The sequence below is a fragment of the Pseudomonas sp. Irchel s3f19 genome, assembly GCF_900187555.1.
Lineage (GTDB): Bacteria > Pseudomonadota > Gammaproteobacteria > Pseudomonadales > Pseudomonadaceae > Aquipseudomonas > Aquipseudomonas capeferrum.
In genome coordinates, this window is the sequence record NZ_FYDW01000006.1 from 194,554 (window position 1) to 214,235 (window position 19,682).

Consider the following 19,682-nt stretch of genomic DNA (forward strand, 5'->3'; position numbering starts at 1 on the left):
TAATTTTCACCCAATGGTGGGGGTTAGATCTTGAAAATGGATTAAAAATCCAAACTAAGTAATTGAAAAATATCAATTTATCGATTTCTAGATTTGCTGGCTGAGTTTTTGCAAAGACCGATAGCAACAGATGGCAGCTTCGGCGGCCCAGGTGGAGTGCTATTGAATTGCTACCAACCGTAGCAAGGCTGCGCTTCAGAACGGACTCCCTGCGCGGGAACCACTCAATGCAGATGCTGGACAACGAAATGCCCGACAAAGCCTCTGCGGCCTCCAGTGGTTTCGCGGCACCGCTGCGCGAGTTCAACCTGCTGCGTTGGTTTTCACTGATCAGCCTGTTGATCATCGCCTCGGTAGCCGGTGGCCTGGGTTACGTATCGACGCGCTTTGTGGTACGTGACAGCGTCGAGCGCGACGCCATGCTCACCGCGCAGTTCATCCAGGCCATGGCCCAGGCCGAAGTCCGCCATTCGCAGTTGCCGCCGGGCACCACCATGGGTGAACTGCTCGACCCCCGCCTGGACCTACAGCACCTGCAAGTCACCCCGGCGCTGGCCGAGTCGACCCGCGTCGAATTCCTCGACCACGTCGAACACCTGCCCGACACCCTGCTGGCCAACGTCTATGCCCGTGACCGGACCATCGTCTGGTCCACCAACCCTCAGTTGATTGGCAAACGCATCGAGGAGGATGGCGACCTGGAGCACGCCTTCCGTTCGCGCAAGGCGGTTTCTGCCAGCTACCACAAGGCTGAGGAAGACCGTGAAGAACAGAAATTCCTGCGTGAACCCGAGTACCTGTTCATCGAGAACTACATCCCGCTGTTCGACAGCCAGGGTGAACAGGTGCTGTCGATGGTCGAGATCTACAAAGAGCCGCAGGACTTGATCCGGCGTATCCAGCGGGGCTATGTGCTGATCTGGGCCTCAACCCTGGTGGGCGGGGCGCTGATCTATTTCGGCCTGTTCTGGATCGTGCGGCGGGCTGCGCTCATGCTCGACCAGCAGCAAGACCGGCTGGTGGCCAGCGAAACCTACGGGGCGCTGGGCGAAATGTCCTCGGCGGTGGCCCACAGCCTGCGCAACCCGTTGGCCAACATCCGCTCCAGCGCCGAGCTGGCCCAGGAAATCGCCAACCCCACCGCGCAGAAGAACATCAACGACATCATCGGCCAGGTGGACCGAATGTCACGCTGGGTGCGCGACCTGTTGGTATCGCTGCGCCCGGCCAGTGACGAGCCCGAGGCGGTGGACCTGGTCGCGGCCATCGAGGACACCCACCTGGCCTTCGCCCAACAGATCGCGCGCAACGGGGTGCAGTTCTGCTACGAAGGGCCCGAGCTGCAATACGTGGCCAGCCAGCCGCTGCAGCTCACGCAGATTCTCAACAGCCTGTTTTCCAATGCCATCGAGGCCATGCCCGCAGGCGGTGTGTTGCGCGCCCAGGTCAGCGTGGCGGACGGCCAGCGTGCGGTCATGCTGCTCAGCGACACCGGCAAGGGCATGAGCCAGCAGCAGGAACGAATGGTGTTCAAACCATTCTTTACCACCAAACAGGGCGGCCTCGGCGTAGGCCTGGCCCTGGCTCAACGCATCATGGAGCGTTTTGGCGGCTCGGTCAGCCTGAGCAGCCGCGAAGAGGAAGGAACCCGCGTCAGCCTTACTTTCAATATCGCAGCGGGAGTGGACCATGGAACAGAGCATCCTGGTAGTCGAGGATGATGAAATCCTTGCTGACAACATTCGCACCTACCTGAGCCTCAAGGGCTATGAGGTGACGGTCTGCCACAGTGCCGAGCTTGCACTGGAGCAGGTCAAGCAGGCCCAGCCCGACGCCGTGCTGACCGACAACTCGTTGCCCGGCATGAGCGGGCACGACCTGTTGCGCGCCCTGGTGGCACAGGTGCCGGCGCTGAAAGTCATCATGATGACCGGCTACGGCAACGTCGAAGACGCCGTGCAGGCGATGAAGGAGGGCGCGTTCCATTACCTGACCAAGCCGGTGGTTCTGGCCGAGCTCAAGCTGACCCTGGACAAGGCCCTGGCGGCCGAGCGGATGGAGCGCACCCTGTCGTTCTACCAGGAGCGCGAGGCGCAGAAGTCCGGGTTGCAGGCACTGATCGGCGACTCGCCGGTGATGCTCAGCCTCAAGCACACGTTGCACCAGGTGCTGGATGCCGAGCGGCGCATGGCCAGCGACGACCTGCCCCCGGTGCTGGTCGAAGGCGAGACCGGCACAGGCAAGGAGCTGGTGGCCCGGGCACTGCATTTCGATGGGTTGCGCAGCAAGGGGCCGTTCATCGAGTTCAACTGCGCGTCGATCCCGGCCAATTTGCTCGAAGCGGAGTTGTTCGGTCATGAGAAAGGTGCTTTCACCGATGCCAAGGAGCGCAGGGTGGGCCTGGTCGAGGCCGCTGATGGGGGCACGCTGTTCCTCGATGAAATCGGCGAGATGGACCTGGTGTTGCAAGCCAAGCTGCTGAAGCTGCTCGAAGACCGCAGCATCCGCCGCATTGGTGCGGTGAAAGAGCGCAAGGTCGACTTGCGGGTAATCAGTGCCACCAACTGCAACCTCGAACAGATGGTGCAGCAGGGCAAGTTCCGCCGCGACCTGTTCTTCCGGCTGCGCATCATCGCGCTCAAGGTGCCGCGGTTGTATGCGCGTGGGCAGGACATTCTGCTATTGGCTCGTCATTTCCTGGCGCACCATGGCCGCCGTTATGGCAAGCCTAACCTGCGTTTTTCCGCCGAGGCCGAGGCCTTGATGCTGGGCTACAGCTGGCCAGGCAACGTGCGGGAGCTGCGCAACATGCTGGAGCAGACAGTGCTGCTGGCGCCCAACGAGGTGATCCAGACCCATCAGCTGAACTTGTGCATGAGCTTGATCGACGAACCGTTGATTCAGCAACAGGCGCCTATGGTGTTCGAGATGCCACGGCATGAGCCCGAACCCGGCACCAGCCTGCCGGACATGGAGCGGGACCTGGTGTGCAAGACCCTGGACCGGACCGACTGGAACGTGACCAAGTCGGCGCGGATGCTGGGGTTGTCGCGGGATATGCTGCGTTACCGGATCGAGAAGCTGGGGTTAACCAGGCCAGACAAGCGGCAGTGGTAACCCCTCAGCGCGCAGCGACGTCAGGGCTTGCTGGCGCCTGTCTTGTTGCTGTCTTGCGAACCGCTACCCTCCATGCCGGGCAAATCATGTTCATCATTCTGCGTGGCAGGCGGGCTGTCGGGGTCATTGCCCTGCAAGCGCGGGTCGGTATCCCGTGGCATCGGTTTTTCAATCGGGTTGAGGGTGCTGTCGACACCCGGCTGGGGCGCTGGGTTGTGCGGGTCGTCGGGGTAGGTCGGCCCGGTGCCGACCGCGAGGGCCAGCGGCGAAACAAACACGGCTGCGAGCAGGAAGGGGCGGATCATGGTGCAAGCTCCTTTGCATCGGGATGAGGGCTTCTACCTCGATTGGGCCGCCGAGCTGACGCCGGGTGCCCCCATCCCGATCAACGGTCACACCACCATCGACAACAACATGATGAAGATGATGCCCACCACCGAAAGGATGGTCTCCATCATGCTCCAGGTCTTGAAGGTCTCGGCCACGGTCATGTTGAAGTACTGTTTCACCAGCCAGAACCCAGCATCGTTGACGTGCGACAGGATCAGCGAGCCCGCGCCAGTGGCCAGCACCAGCAGCTCACGGTTGACCCCCGGTACCATGTCGATCACGGGTGCGACGATCCCTGCGCCGGTGATGGTGGCGACCGTCGCCGAGCCGGTGGCGATGCGGATCACCGCCGCCACCAGCCAGGCCAGCATGATCGGCGAGATTTCCGCCTGCACCGCCATCTGCCCGATCACGTTGCCGACCCCGGTATCCACCAGCATCTGCTTGAAGCCGCCGCCAGCCCCTACGATCAGCACGATGGCAGCGGTCGGTGCCAGGCTCTGGTCGAGCATCTTCATGATCTGCTGGCGGTTGAAACCACGCGCCGCGCCGAAGGTATAGAAGGCCAGCAGCAAGGCGGCGAGCAGGGCGGTGATGGGGTGGCCGATCAGGTCCATCCACTGCCGCACGATATGCTCGGCGGGCAGCACCACGTCGGCAAAGGTCTTGAGCAGCATCAGCGCCACCGGCAGCAGCACCGTGAGCAGGGTGACGGCGAAGCTCGGCAGGTTGCCCTGGTCGGACTCCTTGGCGATCTGGTCCATCAGCTCCTGGGACGGGTTACCGGGGATGTAACGCGAGATGAAGTTGCCGAACAGCGGGCCAGCGATGATCGCGGTAGGCAGCGCCACGATCAGGCCATAGAAGATGGTCTTGCCGATATCGGCATTGAAGATGCCGATCGCCAACAGCGGCCCCGGGTGCGGCGGCACCAGGCCGTGAACCACGGACAGGCCGGCCAGCAGCGGGATGCCGATTTTCACCAACGAGACCCCGGAACGCCGGGCGACGATGAATACCAGCGGAATCAGCAGCACGAAGCCGATCTCGAAGAACAGCGGGATGCCGACCAGGAAGGCGGCGAACATCATGGCCCAGTGCACGTTCTTCTTGCCGAAGGCGCGGATCAGCGTCTGCGCGATCTGGTCGGCGCCGCCGGAATCGGCCATCAGCTTGCCAAGCATGGTGCCCAGGGCGAGCACGATGCCGACGAAGCCCAGTACGCCGCCAAAACCGTCCTGGAACGATTTCATCACCTTGGCCACCGGCATGCCGGAGGTAAGGCCGAGGAAGCCGGCCGCGAGGGTGAGGGCGACGAAGGGGTGAACTTTGAAATGGGTGATCAGCAGGATCAGCCCGATGATGGTTACCAGGGCGTCGAGCAGCAGGAAGGTATCAGTAGCCAGTCCGAACATGGTTTTTATGCCTCGGTCTTATCGTTGTTTTGGGCGTTGCTTTATTGAACTTCAGGCGCTTTCATTGGTCGAGACAGCGCTGTCTTTGGTGAGCCGGAAAAACCGCCTGGTTCAGGCCGTTTGCGCCAGGTCCCGCTCACCGCAGGGCTTTAGCCAGCTGTCTACCGTCTCGGCAAGCACATTGATGGGCTGGGTGGCGTCCAGTGGCAGCGTCAGCGGCTCGCCATGCGGGGCTTCGAGGGCTGCAAACTGGCTGTCGATGAGGCTTGCCGGCATGAAATGCCCAGGGCGGGCCAGTACGCGCTTTTCTGCCTCGGCAGGGGTGAGTTCGAGGAACACAAACACCAGGCCGGGCATGGAGGCGCGCAAGGTATCGCGGTAGCGGCGCTTGAGGGCAGAACAGGTGAGGATCGGGCGCTCGCCCGCGTTGACCGTGGCCTGCAGCTCCTGGCCCAGGTGCACCAGCCAGCCGGCACGGTCGTTGTCGTCCAGCGGGATGCCAGCGCTCATCTTGCGGATGTTTTCGGCAGGGTGAAAAGCGTCGCCTTCGATCAGGCGGCCGCCGCTTCTGGCGGCAATGGCGGCACCGACGCAGCTTTTGCCGCAGCCAGCCACGCCCATCACCACAATGGCGGACAGGGGAGAATTCATCAGTACCTCCTGCGGGGTGAGGTAGCGCTGTCTCGTCGCTGACGAACAGCCACCTCCCCGGTGTTATTGGTCTTGTCCTTACGCAGTATGGACGCTTGGCAGCGAGCACGCGGAACGGCTACCAAAGATTACATTGCCTGCGTCCTGAGACAGCGCTACCTTAGTGGCCGTTCCCCTCCCTTGGCAAGTAGTAAAATTACAACATTCATGTCCCGAACAGGCTCCCGCACCACCGGTCGTCCCACCCTGGCAGAAGTCGCCAGGCTTTCCGGGGTTTCCCCGATCACCGCATCCCGCGCCTTGCGCGGGGTCAGCACGGTTGCCCCGGCGCTGGCCGAAAAGGTTGCCGCTGCTGCGGCGAGCCTGGGCTATGTCGCCAACCCGGCCGCCCGCGCACTGGCCTCGGCCCGCAGTCAGTCGGTGGTGGTGCTGATCCCGTCATTGTCCAACCAGTTGTTCATCGACACCCTCGAAGCCATTCACGAGGTGATGCGCCCGCGCGGGCTTGAGGTTTTGATCGGCAACTATCACTACGATATTGCCGAAGAAGAGAACCTGATCCGCAACTACCTGGCCTACCAGCCTTGCGGCATGCTGCTGACCGGTTTCGAGCGCAGTGACGCATCGCGACAGATGCTGGCGGCCAGTGGCGTGCCCTGCGTGCACATGATGGAGTTGGGTGGCGAGGCGGGTGCATTGTCGGTGGGCTTTTCGCAGCAACAGGCCGGGCGTGCGGCTGCCAAGCACCTGATCGAACGCGGGCGGCGGCGCTTGGCGTTCATTGCCGCGCAGCTCGACCCGCGGGTGATGCAGCGCGCCGAGGGGTTCCGCCAGGCCCTGAGCGAAGCGGGGCTGCAAGCGACTGAGCTGGAAATCCTGGCGCCCGAGCCTTCTTCCATCGCGTTGGGCAGTGCGTTGTTCAGCCAGCTGATGCAGCAGGCGCCGGATGTCGACGGCATCTTTTTCTGCAACGACGACCTGGCCCAGGGCGCTGTGCTGCAGGCGCTGCGCCAAGGGGTTCAGGTACCGCGGCAGGTGGCGATGGTGGGGTTCAACGATTTGCCCGCCTCGGCGCACATGGTGCCGCGGTTGACCTCGATTCGCACACCTAGGGCGGCCGTAGGCCGGGGGGCGGCACTGGCGCTGCTGACGTTGCTTGACGGCAAGCGGGTGACCAACGAGCAGCAGGACCTTGGGTTCGAACTGATGGTGCGCGAGAGTTCTTGAGGCTTAGAGTTCTTCAGGCTCAGCGCCTCGTGTTTGAAGGCCTCGGGGACTAATTACAAAGTGATATCAATGTGCTTGCACGGCGCTGTTGCCCATCTATGCTCAGGAAACCCCGCGCATAAAGGAGCCCGGCGTCATGTTCGATTTCCATCGCAAGTCCGACCTCGTCGAGATCCAGCGTAGTCACCAGGCACTGGCCAGTGCGCAAGCAAAGCTCGCGGCAATCAGCCGTTCGATGGCGATGATCGAGTTCGCGCCGGATGGGACCATTCTCGACGCCAACGAGCGCTTCTGCCAGGCCATGGGTTACAGCGTCGAAGAATTACGCGGCAAGCATCATCGGCTGTTCTGCGACTCGGCCTACGTCAAGACAGCCGAATACCAGCAGCTCTGGCGCGAACTGGGGCAGGGCAAGGCTATCAGCGGCACCTTCGAGCGGGTCGACAAGGCAGGGCGTGAGGTCTGGCTTGAAGCCAGCTATATGCCGGTGCTGGATGAGCAGCGGCAAGTCACCAGCGTGATCAAGGTGGCGTCGGACATCAGCCAGCGGGTCATGCAGGAGCACGAGAGTGAAAGCCTGCTCAAGGCCATCGGCCGCTCCATGGCTGTGATCGAGTTCACCCCTGACGGCCGGGTCATCAAGGCCAACCCGAATTTTCTCACCACCATGGGCTATCGCCTGGAAGAGGTGGTGGGGCGCCACCACGGGCTGTTCTGCCTGCCGCAGGAGCGGGAGTCGTCGGCGTACCGGGAGTTCTGGGCGTCGCTCAACCGTGGGGAATACCACTCGCACCGCTTCGAGCGGGTCAACAAGCAAGGCCAGACGGTCTTTCTTGAAGCCTCTTACAACCCGATCTTCGACAGCAAGGGCCGGCTGTACAAGGTGGTCAAGTTCGCCAGCGATATCACCAGCCAGGTCTGCACCCAGCAAAGTGCCGCCGATGCCGCCCACGCCAGCTCCATGCAGACCGATGCCTGCGCGCGCAAGGGTACCGAGGTGGTGCAACAGGCGGTGCAGGTGATCGAGCAGATTTCCCAAGAGCTCAATGACGCGGCGCGCAGCATCGACGCGGTGAGCAAACAGTCGGATGTGATCGGCCAGATTGTCCTGACCATTCGCGGTATTGCCGACCAGACCAATTTGCTGGCACTGAACGCCGCCATCGAAGCGGCACGTGCCGGCGAGCATGGGCGCGGGTTTGCCGTGGTCGCTGATGAAGTGCGCAACCTGGCGGCGCGTACCAGCAAGGCAACCTTGGAGATCGTCGATGTGGTGCGCCAGAACCACGACCTGTCGCTGTTGGCGGTGGCCAGCATGCAGTCGAGCCTGACCCGCACCGGCCATGGCGTCGCCCTGGCCAACGAAGCCGGCACGGTGATCATGGAAATCCAGCAGGGCTCACGCCACGTGGTCGATGCGATCAGCCAGATCAGTTCGACGCTGCAATTGCACTGAGGGCGTCGGCCAGTTCGTGCAGCAAGCTCTGCATGCTGGCCTGCAGTTGCTGCCTTAGTTCAGCCGTAGGCAGCCCTTGGGCTTGCGCATGCTCGATGGCTTCGCAGTCCTTGACCAGTGTGCGTACCTTGAGCATTTTTGCCCCGCCCTTGATGCGATGGGCCAAGGCACGCACCGCATCGCCACTGGCGTCGGGGCCGAGCGCACGCAGCGCGGCCAGGTCTTCGCTGGCGCTCTGCGACAATTGTTCCAGCAGGTGCCGCGTCAGTTGTTCATCGTCCTGAGTCAGGTGGCGCAATTCGTTCAGGTTGAAACCACTGCCTTGGGCTGGCACAGGCTGCGCATGCACGCTGGCGTGCGGCAGGTGGGTTTTGAGGGTTTGCAGGCCAATGGGCTTGAACAGGCATTCATCCATGCCACTGGCCAGGCAGCGTGCACGCTCTTCAGCCTGTGCGTTGGCGGTGACGCCGAGAATCCGGCAAGGCGCCAGCGCGCCTTCGCTTTCGAGGCTGCGGATGCGCCGAGTCAGTTCGTGGCCGTCCATGATCGGCATGCTGCAGTCGGTGATCACCAGGTCGAACCGGGCCGCCTGCCAGCGCGTCAGCGCCGCTTCGCCGTTCTCAGCCAGGGTCACGCGATGCCCCAGCGTGTTCAGTTGCCGCTCCAGCAAGAGCAAATTGGCAGGGTAGTCGTCGACCACCAGAACGTTCAGCGGGCCGCTGCTGCTTTCAAGGACAGGGGCAAGCGCTTCGGCAGGCGCGGGCGCCTGGCTGGCCGGCAGTTGCAGGCTGACCTGCACCTTGGTGCCCACGCCTTCGACGCTGTGCAGGCTGAGCGTACCGCCCATCAGTTCGGCCAGGGTACGGCTGATGACCAGCCCCAGGCCAGCGCCCTGGCGTGCCCGCGGGCCGTCGGCCTGGGCGAAGGCATTGAACAGGCGTGCCTGGTCTTCAGGGCTGATACCAATGCCGGTGTCACGCACGCACAGCTCAACTTGCATCTCGCCGCTGCTGCCTTGGGCCGACAGGGTCAGGCTGGCATGCACTTCACCGCGCTCGGTGAACTTGATGCCGTTGCTGATCAGGTTGGAGAGCACCTGCTTGAGCCGCAGCGGGTCTGCCATGACCCAACCCGCTGAAGGTGGCAGCGCACTGTGCAGGTGCAGGCCTTTGACCCGCGCATTGCCTTCGAATACCCGCAGCGTGTTGCGTACCAGTTCGACCAGGTTGCAGGGGACCGGTTGCAAGGTCATGTGCCCAGACTCGATACGCGAAATGTCGAGGATGTCGCCGATCAGCTCCAGCAGACCGATGGCCGAATCGTGGGCAGTCTGCAAGGTCTGGGTATCGCAGCGGCCGGCGCGACTGTCTTCCAGGGCCAGTTCGAGCAGGCCGATCACCGCGTTCATGGGTGTGCGGATTTCATGGCTCATGGTGGCCAGGAAGGTGCTCTTGGTCTGGCTGGCCTGTTCGGCGTCGTCCTTGGCCTGGCGCAGCTGTTCGAGCAGGCCGCGGCTCAATGCCAGCTGGGCCTGCAGGGCATGCTGGGCGTCGGTGCGCTGGTGGATCAGTTTGCGCAGGTAGCTGTTCCAGAACACCACCCCGGCCAGCAATAGCGCCGACAGTACCAGCACTTGCAGCGCCAGCGTGCGGTAATCGCGCCATGGGCTGTCACTGACCAGTGTGCTGGTGCGCCAGCGGTTGATCAGCTGGTCCAGCTCTTCTGGCGGGATGCTCAGCAGTGCCTTGTCGAGAATGGCCTGCAGTTGCGGTTGGTCCGAGGCCACCGCAAATGCCGCGATGGCCGGGCTGTCGTCCAGCACACTGGCGATGCGCAGCTGGTTCTTGAACACGTGGTTGATGTAGTAGGTGGCGTTGATGTGGTTGCTCAAGGCCACGTCGGCGGCGCCGTTGGCCACTGCTTCCATCAGCCCGAGGGGGTTGTCCACTTCGACCACCTTGGCGCGTGGGTAGCGACGCTTGAGTTCTGCCCGTTGCGGCGAACCGCGTACCAAGGCTATGCGCTGGCCATCGAGGGCCTTGGCCTGGGCAGGCGATGTCGCGTCGTTGCGGGTGACCAGTACCCGTGGGCTGACCAGGTAGGGGCGGGTAAAACGCAATTGCCTGGCGCGCTCCGTGCCGTAGCCCAGGGCGCCGATCATGTGCGCCTCGCCGCGCCCCAGGCGCTCGAGCATCGCCTGCGCCGACTGGCTTTCCAGCGGCTTGAACTGCAGCCCGGTGCGCAGGGATATCTGCTTGAGCAGTTCCAGGGTGATGCCGCTGGCACGGTGCTGTGCGTCGTTGAAGGTCAGCGGCGCCAGCGACGTGTTGACCAGCACTTTGACGGTGGGGTTGCGGGCGATCCAGTCGGTTTCTTCAGCGGTCAGGGCCGCCAGGTGGCGCTCCAGCAGCAGGCTGGTATTGCCGCTGGTCCAGCGGCGCAGGATGGTCAGGCGCTCGCTTTCGGTGATTCTGCCCAAGGCCTTGTCGATCAGGCTGCGCAGGCGTTGGTTGTCGTTGGCCAGGGCAAACGCGAAGGTGCCGGGCGGCACCTTGCAGAAGTGGTCGATCTTTACCGTGCCCTGGTAACTCTTGCCGATGAGAAAATCCGTGCTGATGGCATCGCCCAGGTAGGCATCGGCCTCGCCCAATTCCACTGCGGCAAGGCCCGCCAGGGTTGAGCGGTACAGGCTCAATTGCGCCTTGGGGTAGAGCGCGCGCACGGTATTGGCGGGCAGGTAGTGGTCGACCATCGCAAGGCGCAGGCCATTGAAGTCTGGGGTGTTTTTCAAGGTGCGGCCTTCGCGCGTAACGATCACCGGCAGGTCGTCGGCGTAAGGCTCGCTAAGGCCGAGCTGGGCATCCGCCGCCTCGAATGCGTTGGAGCTACCCAGCAGGTCGATGCGGCCGTCGCGCAGCGCGGCAATCGCTTGGTGGCGGTTGTCGAAACGCCGGACTTCGATCGGGACGCCCAGTTGCTCGGCGATGATGCCTGCATAATCGGCGCTCAGGCCCTCGTAATCATGCTGGCTGATGTTGATTTCGAACGGCGGGTAATCAGGCCGCGAACTGCCCAGCACCAGGCGGCCGCGCTGCTGCAGCCATTGGCGGTCCTGGTCGCCCAGTTGCAAGGGCGCTGCGGCGCTGATCGAGCGCGCCAACAATTGCCTCGGTTCGCTGTCGGCAAACAGGCCGGTGGAGCCGGCCAGGCCGATGACCAGTAGAACGCTCGCCAGCAGGCGCTTCATGGCAGCTGGGCTCAGTTAACGCTGTTGCGCTTGGCCAGGTCGACCATTTCCACCAGCGATTCGGTCTTGAGCTTGTCCATGATGCGGCCGCGATAGGTGCTGATGGTCTTGGCACTGAGGTTCATGCAGGTGCCGATATTCTTGTTGTTTTCGCCGCGCGCAAGGCGCCGCAACACTTCCATTTCGCGGTTGGACAGGCTGCCCAGGCGTATCGACTCGCTCTCCAGCGAGTTGCTGTTGACCGACATCTGCGGGAAGGTCGAATAGCCTTTGACCAGGGCCTTGAGTGCAAACAGCAAGGCTTCGTGGTCTTCGTCTTTGGTGACGAAGGCGCCGATGCCGGCATCCAGGCAGCGCCGTACATAAAGGTCGGTGGCCTGGCCGGTCAGCACCATGATCTTGGGCACCGGCTCGAGGCATTGAAGCCGCTTGATCACCTCCATGCCGTCCAGGCCGGGCAGGCCGATGTCCAGTAGCACCACGTCCGGCCGCAGTTCACGCGCCACCTGGGCGACTTCGCTGCCATTGGCGACTTCGCCGACGACGTTAAAGCGCTCCCGTTCGAGCAATAGGCGCAGGGACAGCCGGACGATAGGGTGGTCGTCGACGATCAGGACGGTTGTCATCAAGAAAACTCCTGTAGGGGTGTGGTCCGCTTCCTGGAACACTCAGGAATACGTCTGCAAGTGGGGTTATCGGAAGCGCTGCAAGATACGACCATTCCCGAAGTTTGGTAATGCCGAGTATAGGACTGTTGATTAACCTAGTAGGAATTGTTGAAAAGTCCTACAAAAAACGGGGATAAGCACCGCCAGCGTGGCGTGACGATGCCTATTTGCGCAGGGCTGTCAGGCGCAAGCGGGGTGGGGTTTGACTACGCGCAGGGTCGAGGCAGGGTTGTTGGCCAGCGCTTGGCCGACCCGTGTCGGGCGTGCCAGCAACTGGCCGGCGCAGTTGGGGCAGCGGCCGTGCAGGCGAGTGTCGGCACAGGTACGGCAGAACGTGCATTCGAACGAGCAGATCAACGCGTCCGGGCTATCCCCCGGCAGGTCGGCGTTGCAACACTCGCAGTTGGGTCGAAGTTCCAGCATTGGCATGGCTCCTGTTTGCAGGCGGGAGCCTTGAGTCTGCTACGCCAGTGCCAAGGCTGGCAATGCTCAGTCGCCGGGGCGATAGAGGTGTGCGTGCCCGGCCCGGTACAGGGCCGATTCGGCGAACGGCGTATCGCCCAGCACATGGCCGACGAGGATCAGCGCGGTACGGCGAAAATCCTTGAGAGCAACGCGTTCGACGATGTCTTCCAGGGTGCCACGCACCCAGTCCTGGTCCGGCCAGGTGGCGCGATGGACCACGGCAACCGGGCACTGTTGGCCATAGTGGGGTAACAGCTCGCTGACGATCCGCGGCAGGTGTTTCACGCCCAGGTGGATGGCCAAGGTGCTGGCATGGCGCGCCAGATCGGCCAGTTGCTCGCCGGGGGGCATCGGCGAGCTGTCGCCGAAGCGGGTCAGAATCACCGTTTGCGAGACCTGCGGCAAGGTCAGCTCGCAGCCCAGCAACGCCGCGCTGGCGGCGGTGGCGGTGACACCCGGAATGATCTGGTAGTCGATGCCCAGCTCACGCAGGTGGCGGATCTGCTCGCCGATCGCGCCATACAGGCTCGGGTCACCGCTGTGCACCCGGGCCACGTCCTGGCCTCGTGCGTGTGCCGTGCGCATGGCGCTGATGATCTGCTCCAGGTGCAGCTCGGCGCTGTTGATCACGGTCTCGGCCTGGTGGCCATCGAGTACGGCAGCGGGCACCAGGGAGCCGGCATAGATGATCACCGGGCACTGGCGGATCAGGCGCTGGCCCTTGACCGTGATCAGTTCCGGGTCGCCGGGGCCGGCGCCGATGAAGTAGACCGTCATGGAAAATCCTTGCAATGAATGGTTGGCGCAATTATCGCCCGCAGGCCAGGGCGAGGGTAGCCGGCCCGTACACCTGGCGGGTAACCAGCAGCCTGGCAGCGCCGAGGTGCTGGCTGGCCATGGCCAGCGCCGCGCTCTCTGCCACACCCCAGCAACCGCTGTGTGCGTGGGCAATGACCGAGCGATGGCTGAGCAGCGGTTCGTAGGGGGCAAGTTGCCTGTCATCGTACAGCAGCAACGGCACGCCGAGGCGCGTGGCGAGTAGCTGCAAGCCGGGTTCGTCGGCCTTCAAGACGATGCTGGCGATACCGCGCAGCGCTGGCAGTGCCAGGCCGTGGTGGTCCAGGGCCTGGCGCAGCAGGGTTTCGAGGGTGTCCGCCGGGCAGCCCCGGCGGCAGCCGAAGCCGGCGTACAGTGCCGGCATCGAGGTGTCGACCGCCATCAGGCCTGGCTGGAGCGGCGGAACAGCCACGCGCTGAGCAGCCCCAAGGCCACCCAGAAGGCCGCGTTGGTTAGCCAGGAGGCGATCTTGAACTGCGCTTCCAGGGCCTCGGGTGCGAGGCTCTGATGAACCTCAGGTTGCGGTGCGCCGATGACATGCGGCAGCACCAGCAACACCGCGCCCAGCGCCTTCACCAGCCAGTGGCGGGCGAACACCAGCAGTGCCAGGCCCAACGCGGTGGCACTTGCGGTGGCGATCCACCAGGCCTGACGTTGCCCCAGGTCAGCGGCGGCGGTGCCCGGCAGCTCCGGTGGCAGGCCCAGGGTAGGGGCCAGGCAGAACACCGCGAAGCCTGCCAGGCCCCACAGCGCCCCTGTCGCCGCGCGCTTGGGTTCACGCAGGCTGTACAAGGCGGCGAGTATCAAGGCGAAGCCGACCGCGACCACCAGGTTGCCGCCGGTGGTGGACAGGATGCGCTGCCAGCCATCTTCGGGCGACCAGGCTTCGTCGCTGTGTTCATGCGCCGCGGCCCCTTCGGCGCCGTGTGCGTGATGCTCGGCAGCAGGGGCTGCAGACTCGTAGGTTTCCGCCTCAAGGATCAAAGGAGCAACCCAGAAGCTTTGCAGCAGGGTCAGCAGCAAGGCTGCAAGCAGCCCGCTGAAGCCCGCGGTACGGGCGATGCGCGTGATCATGGGGCGTACTCAGTGGCAGGGGAAGGCAGCGCTGTGACGGGTGTCGTGGGCCGCGTTGTGCACGGCCTCGATGTGCGAGAAGCCGGCAAAGTAGACCAGGCACAGGCCGAGCAGGCTGGCGCCGACGGCGATGACGACACGCTGACTGAGGGTAACGGGGGTGGCAATGCTGTGTTTGGCGCTGGTGACGGGCATGACGCGTTCCTCTGCTTTTTGTGGGCAACGGGCAAGCGCGGCAGCCCCGAACGTGATCCGCCCAGGGGAATGCGACAGCGCCCGCCCACCGCGGGGGTGTTGTTCATGAACGCCAGGCCGGTCTCCGGGCTAACGAGGAGGAGCAGCGCTCCTGAAAAGCGCCCCTTCCCATGCCAGATGATGCGGCACAGTGGTCTAGACGCTTCGCTCGCTTACCGTTGCGGGGGCAGCACCGGGTTTGTCCGGCCCTGATTGAGGGCCTGTGACGCACCGGTTTCCCGTTTCACCCCTGAAGGGGCACCTGAACGCGAGGCATTAGGAGACCACGAGGCAGGTTTTGCGTCAATTGCACAGCGGTTCGCGCGCGAAAAGTATTTCAGAAGTTGTAGGTGACCCGGCCGAAGTAGTAGCCACCGTAAGCTGTTGCGGCTGGCGCTGCTGGCCTCGGCCGGTGAGATGCCGTTGGTGACCTATGCGCCGGAAGCGGCGCAGTTGCCGGTGACGATCACCGTGCCCAGTGCCGAGGCGGCGGGTTCGCTGGCCATCGCGATTGCGGTGTGATTGCCATTGCCGGAGCGGCCAGCGTCACGCCTGCAGGCGATTACCGGCAATCTCGCCGAACAGCTCCACCGGCTCCTGCAGGTTGCCCAGATAACGCGGATGGAACAGCCACACATCCACCTGCGGTTTGAAATCCGTCACGTTGACCACATCCAACGCATCCCGATGGCGGCTGCTCTGCAGCAGCGGCTCGGGCACCAGCCCCAGCCCTTGGCCGCTGGCGACGAGCCCCAGTTGCAGGTCGGTGCCAATGGTCTCCAGGTTGATCGACAAACTCAGCCCCTGTTCGCTCAAGGCACGCTGCAGCCCCGCGCGAAAACCGCAGCCGTCAGGGTTGAGCACCCAGCCGCGGGTGTAGCAGTCTTTCAACTTGTAACTGCGCTTGCTGGCGCTGCCCTTGGCCGCCACTACCCGTAACGGCATGCGCCCTATCGAGCGGCTGGTGATGCCTTCGGGGAAGATTTTGCCGGGCGGAAACAGCGCGGTGGCCGCATCGAGTTCGCCGTTTTCCATGCGCGCGATCAGGCTGCTGCCCCAGCCGCTGGTGACCTGGTTGCGCAGCACCGGGTAGGTATCACGTATCTGCGCCAGGGCGTCGAGCAGCACCACATCGCCCAGGGTCTGCGGCACGCCTAGGCGCAAGGTGCCCGACGGGGCACCGTCATTGGCCACCAATTCACGCAGCGAGTCGATCTCGCGCAGGATCGCCTTGCATTGCTCATACACCCGCAGGCCCATTGGCGTGGGCTTGAGCGGTTTGGTGCTGCGGTCGAGGAGGGTGGCGCCGAGGTCTTCCTCGAAGTTCTGCACCCGGCGGGTGATGGCCGGCTGGGTCAGTGCCCGTCAGGCGCTTTCGCGGGCCACCAACTCGCACGTCAGCAGGTTCAGGCGCTGCACTTCGCCTTCATGGGCGACCACGCCCAGGTGCTGCAACACGCGCAAGGCCGCCACCTCGCCAATCTCCCGCGACGGCGGCCTGAGTGTGGTCAGGCTGGGCAACAGCATGTCGGCGAACGGGTAGTCGCCAAAGCCGACGATCGCCATGTCTTGCGGCAGCCGCAGCCCTGCACGTTGGCCGGCGAGCACGGCGCCTGCGGCCAGGTTGTCGTTGGCGAAGAGGATCGCTTCGGGCCGCGGCGCACGGCGGATCAGCGCTTGCATCGCCTGCTTGCCCGCCTCGAACGGCGCGCAATCAGCCGAGGGCACGAAAACCCAGGGCTCAAGCCCGGCATCGCGCAAGGCCTCGATGTACCCGTCGCGCCGCTCCAGCGCACTCAGGTCACCGGCCGCGCTGTTCTGCACGAAGGCAATGCGTCGATACCCTTTGTCCAGCAGGTAGCGGCATGCCTGCACGCCCACCTGGTGATGCAGAAAGCCGACCTGCAAGGGCGCCCGCTCGGGGCGGTAATCCCAGATTTCCACCACCGGCACGTCTGCCTCGGCCAGCATCTTTTCAGTCGCCGGGCTATGAAAATGGCTGGTGACCACCAGCGCTGCGGGCGACCAGCCGAGGAAGGCGCGTACTGCGCTCTCTTCCTGTTCTTCGCTGAAGTAGCTGGACGCCAACAGCAACTGATAGCCGTGGCGGCTGAGGGTGTCGCTGAAGGCCTGGATGGTCTGGGCGAAAATGGGCCCCGAGATGTTCGGTATCACCATGCCAACAATGCGCCCCCGCGCCGAGGCGAGGCCACCGGCAACCAGGTTAGGGACATAGCCCAGCGCCTGCACGGCAGCCTCAATGCGCTCGCGCAGGGGCGGCGACACTTGCTCGGGCTGGTTGAAGTAGCGCGACACGCTGATTGCCGAAACCTCGGCGGCGCGTGCCACGTCGGCCAGCGTGGCACGGCCTGCGCCACGACGCTTGCGGGGTGGATCCTTGGCCTGGCTCACGGGCTCGCCTCCTGGGGAAATGGCGCGATGTTAGCGCTAACGTGAGGGCTGCTGACAAATAGCTTTATTGCATATTAATCTGACTTTTAAGTATTTGACGTGCTAAGCAACAGGCTCTGATACTTGTTCATGTTAGCGCTAACAAGCGCTGCTGTTGGCAAGCGCCTGCCACTCGCTCGAGCGAGACCAGACAACCACAGCACCCTCCGTGTCGGCCCGTGAATGTGGGCCTGGTCTGGTCCCATAAGGCAGTGAGCAGCATGCAGACAACTCCGTTTCCAACCACGCAACGCCGGCCGCTGGTAGCGGCTATTCTGTTGGCCGCCTTCGGCCAGGGCGCCCAAGCCGCTGAACCTGCCCAAGCAGCGCAAGCCACGGCGCTGGGCGCGGTGACCGTCACCGCCACCCGCCGCGAGGCCACCCTGCAGGAAGTACCCGTGGCGGTATCGGTGATCGACGGTGAGCAGCTCGAGCGTGACAACCGCAACAACGTGGCCAGCATCGTTCAGCAGGTGCCAACCCTCAATTACCGTGCAGGCGCTTCGAACAAGGACACGTCGCTGTTCATCCGTGGTGTCGGCACCATTTCCACATCCCCCGGCGTCGAACCTACCGTGGCCACGGTGGTCGACGGCGTCGTGTTTGGCCGCCCCGGGCAGTCTACCCTCGACCTGCTCGACCTGGAGCGCATCGAGGTACTGCGTGGCCCGCAAGGCACGCTGTTCGGCAAGAACGCCTCGGCCGGTGTGCTGAACGTGGTCAGCAAGGCCATCCCCGAGCACACCCAGGGTTATGTGGACTACTCGCACTTTGGCGGTGGCGACGAGAACCGCCTGCGCTTCGGCATCGGTGGACGCCTCAGCGAACAGCTCAAGGGTTCGCTGAGCACCCTGTGGGGCGACTACGACGGCAATGTCGAAAACGTCGCCAACGGCCAAGACGTCAACGGTTACCAACGCAAGGGAGCCCGTGGCAAGCTGGAGTTCGAACCCAGCGAAGAGCTGCGCCTGACCTTGATCGCCGACTACATGAAAGGCGAAGACACGCTGCCCAGCGGTGTGATCACCCGCGCGAGTGCCGGGGTTGCCGACCCACTGCGCCCCGTCACGCCAAGTGCCCACAACCGCGACATCAACAGCGACTTCAAGACCCATGTCGAAGACCAGAACCAGGGCCTGTCGGCCCAGCTCGACTGGCAGCTGGGTGACTACACGCTGACCTCGATCAGCGCCTGGCGCGGCTGGGACAACACCCAGTACCAGGACGGCGACCGCCGTGCATTGCTGCCCGTGACCGCCTCCCATGACAAGGGCACTGTGGACTATGACCAGTACAGCCAGGAGTTTCGCCTGACCTCGCCCAAAGGGCAGTTCAACGAGTACGTGCTCGGCGCCTTCTACATGCACGGCACCTCCAACGAAACCTACCGGCGCCTGTCGGTCAACGACAGCGTGGCCAACAACGGGCGGGCGGAATACTCGACAAGCAACGACAGCGTCGCGCTGTTCGGTGAGAACACCTTCAACTTCACTGACGACTTGCGGGCCATCTTCGGCCTGCGCTGGACCCACGACGACCTGGAATACGATCACCGCCGCGTCTCTACCTCGGCCACTGCGGTCACCGGCATCCAGCCCTCGACGGCAAGCTCGGGTTCGGTGGATGAAGACGGCTGGAGCGGGCGCACCGGCCTGCAGTACGACTTCAGCGACAACCTGACTGGCTACGTCACCTATTCGCGCGGCTACAAAGGCCCGGCCTACAACGTGTTCTTCAACATGCAGCCGCGCGACACTGACGCCCTCAAACCGGAAACCTCCGACGCCTACGAAATCGGCCTGAAAAGCACGGCGCTAGACAACCGCCTGACGGCCAACCTGGCGGTATTCCACACCGACTACGACAACTACCAGGCCAACTTCTTCGACACGGTGGCCAACCAGGTGGTAACCCGCCTGGTCAACGCCGGCAAGGTCAAGACCCAGGGTGTGGAGCTGGACGCCAGCTTCCAGGCCACGTCGCAGTTGAAGCTCACCACGGCGGTGGCCTACACCAAGGCCCGTGTCGATCACTTCAACTGCCCGGCAGGGGCGGCCGCCAACTGCAACATCGACGGTGGCCACTTGCCGTTTACCCCGGACTGGAAGACCTACGTGCGCGCGGACTACGTGATCCCGCTGGACAACGGCCTGGATGTCGAGCTTTCCAGTGACTACAGCTGGCAGGACGCGGTGCAGTTCAGCCTCGACCAGAACCCCGACACCATGCAAGGCGCCTACGGCATCTGGAACGCCAGCATCGCCTTGGCCGACTACAACGACGGCTGGCGCGTGGCGTTGTTGGGCAAGAACCTGGGTGACAAGTCGTATGCGCAGATGCTGGCCAGCGGCGGTGACTACATCTACCGCTCCGTGCCGCGCGATGACGGGCGCTACTTCGGCGTGCAGGTGCGCAAGGACTTCTGACTAACCGCAGCATGCCGGGCACGCACGGTTGGGTGGCAGAAGCACCCACCGTGCAGGCAGCTTGCTTGCGACCTTAATCCTTCA

Annotated in this window: 15 protein-coding genes, 3 pseudogenes and 1 riboswitch; of the genes and pseudogenes, 6 read left to right on the forward strand and 12 right to left on the reverse strand. The window is 63.7% G+C overall.

Features of this window, described 5'->3' with window-relative positions:
- Positions 1-227: 227 nt before the first annotated feature.
- Both CKW22_RS16585 and CKW22_RS16590 read left to right on the forward strand, forming a co-directional pair.
- Positions 228-1,721 carry a sensor histidine kinase gene (locus CKW22_RS16585; RefSeq protein WP_033698010.1) on the forward strand — a complete coding sequence of 498 codons (1,494 nt, stop codon included), beginning with the start codon at positions 228-230 and terminating at the stop codon, positions 1,719-1,721.
- Complete coding sequence (locus CKW22_RS16590) at positions 1,690-3,117, forward strand: sigma-54 dependent transcriptional regulator (RefSeq protein ID WP_033698009.1); 1,428 nt, start codon at positions 1,690-1,692, stop codon at positions 3,115-3,117. Before CKW22_RS16585 ends, CKW22_RS16590 begins: the two co-directional genes overlap by 32 nt.
- Before the next feature lie 20 nt (positions 3,118-3,137).
- On the opposite strand, the gene CKW22_RS16595 is transcribed toward CKW22_RS16590, so the two are convergent.
- The 3 genes from CKW22_RS16595 to CKW22_RS16605 form a co-directional block, all read right to left on the reverse strand.
- On the reverse strand, positions 3,138-3,422 hold the full coding sequence (locus CKW22_RS16595; RefSeq protein ID WP_033698008.1) for a hypothetical protein: 285 nt from the start codon (positions 3,420-3,422) through the stop codon (positions 3,138-3,140).
- Positions 3,423-3,509: 87 nt separating this feature from the next.
- Positions 3,510-4,862 carry a GntP family permease gene (locus CKW22_RS16600; RefSeq protein ID WP_033698007.1) on the reverse strand — a complete coding sequence of 451 codons (1,353 nt, stop codon included), beginning with the start codon at positions 4,860-4,862 and terminating at the stop codon, positions 3,510-3,512.
- 111 nt (positions 4,863-4,973) lie between these two features.
- Entirely contained in the window at positions 4,974-5,513 is a 540-nt protein-coding gene (locus CKW22_RS16605; protein WP_033698006.1) for a gluconokinase, read from the reverse strand.
- Positions 5,514-5,720: 207 nt separating this feature from the next.
- Between CKW22_RS16605 and CKW22_RS16610 the strand changes: the two genes are divergently transcribed.
- The 3 genes and pseudogenes from CKW22_RS16610 to CKW22_RS28170 all read left to right on the forward strand — a co-directional run.
- Positions 5,721-6,740, forward strand: coding sequence for a LacI family DNA-binding transcriptional regulator (locus CKW22_RS16610; protein WP_095064435.1), 1,020 nt, complete (start codon positions 5,721-5,723; stop codon positions 6,738-6,740).
- Positions 6,741-6,876: 136 nt separating this feature from the next.
- Positions 6,877-7,659 (forward strand): annotated as a pseudogene (locus tag CKW22_RS28165) (PAS domain-containing protein); the annotation flags it as partial.
- A gap of 111 nt (positions 7,660-7,770) precedes the next feature.
- Positions 7,771-8,196, forward strand: a pseudogene (locus CKW22_RS28170) (methyl-accepting chemotaxis protein); the annotation flags it as partial.
- Here the strand turns inward: CKW22_RS28170 and CKW22_RS16620 are convergent.
- From CKW22_RS16620 to CKW22_RS16660, 9 genes and pseudogenes are all read right to left on the reverse strand, one after another.
- On the reverse strand, positions 8,171-11,443 hold the full coding sequence (locus CKW22_RS16620; protein WP_095064436.1) for a transporter substrate-binding domain-containing protein: 3,273 nt from the start codon (positions 11,441-11,443) through the stop codon (positions 8,171-8,173). The pseudogene CKW22_RS28170 and the gene CKW22_RS16620 sit on opposite strands and share 26 nt — an antisense overlap.
- An 11-nt stretch (positions 11,444-11,454) precedes the next feature.
- Positions 11,455-12,069 carry a response regulator transcription factor gene (locus CKW22_RS16625; protein ID WP_033698002.1) on the reverse strand — a complete coding sequence of 205 codons (615 nt, stop codon included), beginning with the start codon at positions 12,067-12,069 and terminating at the stop codon, positions 11,455-11,457.
- Positions 12,070-12,291: 222 nt separating this feature from the next.
- Positions 12,292-12,534 (reverse strand): DUF1272 domain-containing protein, encoded by a 243-nt coding sequence (locus CKW22_RS16630; protein WP_033698001.1) that lies wholly within the window; start codon positions 12,532-12,534, stop codon positions 12,292-12,294.
- Positions 12,535-12,600: 66 nt separating this feature from the next.
- Positions 12,601-13,353, reverse strand: coding sequence for a precorrin-4 C(11)-methyltransferase (gene cobM, locus CKW22_RS16635; protein ID WP_095064437.1), 753 nt, complete (start codon positions 13,351-13,353; stop codon positions 12,601-12,603).
- A 31-nt stretch (positions 13,354-13,384) separates the two neighbouring features.
- The gene (locus CKW22_RS16640; RefSeq protein WP_033700058.1) at positions 13,385-13,777 is read right to left on the reverse strand and encodes a cobalamin biosynthesis protein; all 393 of its coding nucleotides are present in this window, start codon (positions 13,775-13,777) and stop codon (positions 13,385-13,387) included.
- A 17-nt stretch (positions 13,778-13,794) separates the two neighbouring features.
- Positions 13,795-14,487, reverse strand: coding sequence for a CbtA family protein (locus CKW22_RS16645; RefSeq protein WP_095064438.1), 693 nt, complete (start codon positions 14,485-14,487; stop codon positions 13,795-13,797).
- A gap of 9 nt (positions 14,488-14,496) precedes the next feature.
- The gene (locus CKW22_RS16650) at positions 14,497-14,682 is read right to left on the reverse strand and encodes a CbtB-domain containing protein (RefSeq protein WP_027593390.1); all 186 of its coding nucleotides are present in this window, start codon (positions 14,680-14,682) and stop codon (positions 14,497-14,499) included.
- 97 nt (positions 14,683-14,779) lie between these two features.
- A riboswitch (cobalamin riboswitch) is annotated at positions 14,780-15,002 on the reverse strand.
- Between the two features lie 265 nt (positions 15,003-15,267).
- Positions 15,268-16,080, reverse strand: a pseudogene (locus tag CKW22_RS16655) (LysR family transcriptional regulator); the annotation flags it as partial.
- A 6-nt stretch (positions 16,081-16,086) separates the two neighbouring features.
- Positions 16,087-17,133 carry a LacI family DNA-binding transcriptional regulator gene (locus tag CKW22_RS16660; protein ID WP_047583218.1) on the reverse strand — a complete coding sequence of 349 codons (1,047 nt, stop codon included), beginning with the start codon at positions 17,131-17,133 and terminating at the stop codon, positions 16,087-16,089.
- 260 nt (positions 17,134-17,393) lie between these two features.
- Here CKW22_RS16660 and CKW22_RS16665 point away from each other — a divergent pair, with 260 nt between their 5' ends.
- A complete protein-coding gene (locus CKW22_RS16665; protein ID WP_047583217.1) occupies positions 17,394-19,598 on the forward strand; it encodes a TonB-dependent receptor in 2,205 nt (734 codons plus the stop codon).
- Positions 19,599-19,682 lie beyond the last annotated feature (84 nt).

Excerpts from the sequence above, each read along its gene's own strand:
- CKW22_RS16585 (WP_033698010.1), top strand. The coding sequence starts at position 228 with ATGCAGATGCTGGACAACGAAATGCCCGACAAAGCCTCTGCGGCCTCC.
- CKW22_RS16590 (WP_033698009.1), top strand. The coding sequence starts at position 1,690 with ATGGAACAGAGCATCCTGGTAGTCGAGGATGATGAAATCCTTGCTGAC.
- CKW22_RS16595 (WP_033698008.1), bottom strand. The coding sequence starts at position 3,422 with ATGATCCGCCCCTTCCTGCTCGCAGCCGTGTTTGTTTCGCCGCTGGCC.
- CKW22_RS16600 (WP_033698007.1), bottom strand. The coding sequence starts at position 4,862 with ATGTTCGGACTGGCTACTGATACCTTCCTGCTGCTCGACGCCCTGGTA.
- CKW22_RS16605 (WP_033698006.1), bottom strand. The coding sequence starts at position 5,513 with ATGAATTCTCCCCTGTCCGCCATTGTGGTGATGGGCGTGGCTGGCTGC.
- CKW22_RS16610 (WP_095064435.1), top strand. The coding sequence starts at position 5,721 with ATGTCCCGAACAGGCTCCCGCACCACCGGTCGTCCCACCCTGGCAGAA.
- CKW22_RS16620 (WP_095064436.1), bottom strand. The coding sequence starts at position 11,443 with ATGAAGCGCCTGCTGGCGAGCGTTCTACTGGTCATCGGCCTGGCCGGC.
- CKW22_RS16625 (WP_033698002.1), bottom strand. The coding sequence starts at position 12,069 with ATGACAACCGTCCTGATCGTCGACGACCACCCTATCGTCCGGCTGTCC.
- CKW22_RS16630 (WP_033698001.1), bottom strand. The coding sequence starts at position 12,534 with ATGCTGGAACTTCGACCCAACTGCGAGTGTTGCAACGCCGACCTGCCG.
- cobM (WP_095064437.1), bottom strand. The coding sequence starts at position 13,353 with ATGACGGTCTACTTCATCGGCGCCGGCCCCGGCGACCCGGAACTGATC.
- CKW22_RS16640 (WP_033700058.1), bottom strand. The coding sequence starts at position 13,777 with ATGCCGGCACTGTACGCCGGCTTCGGCTGCCGCCGGGGCTGCCCGGCG.
- CKW22_RS16645 (WP_095064438.1), bottom strand. The coding sequence starts at position 14,487 with ATGATCACGCGCATCGCCCGTACCGCGGGCTTCAGCGGGCTGCTTGCA.
- CKW22_RS16650 (WP_027593390.1), bottom strand. The coding sequence starts at position 14,682 with ATGCCCGTCACCAGCGCCAAACACAGCATTGCCACCCCCGTTACCCTC.
- CKW22_RS16665 (WP_047583217.1), top strand. The coding sequence starts at position 17,394 with ATGCAGACAACTCCGTTTCCAACCACGCAACGCCGGCCGCTGGTAGCG.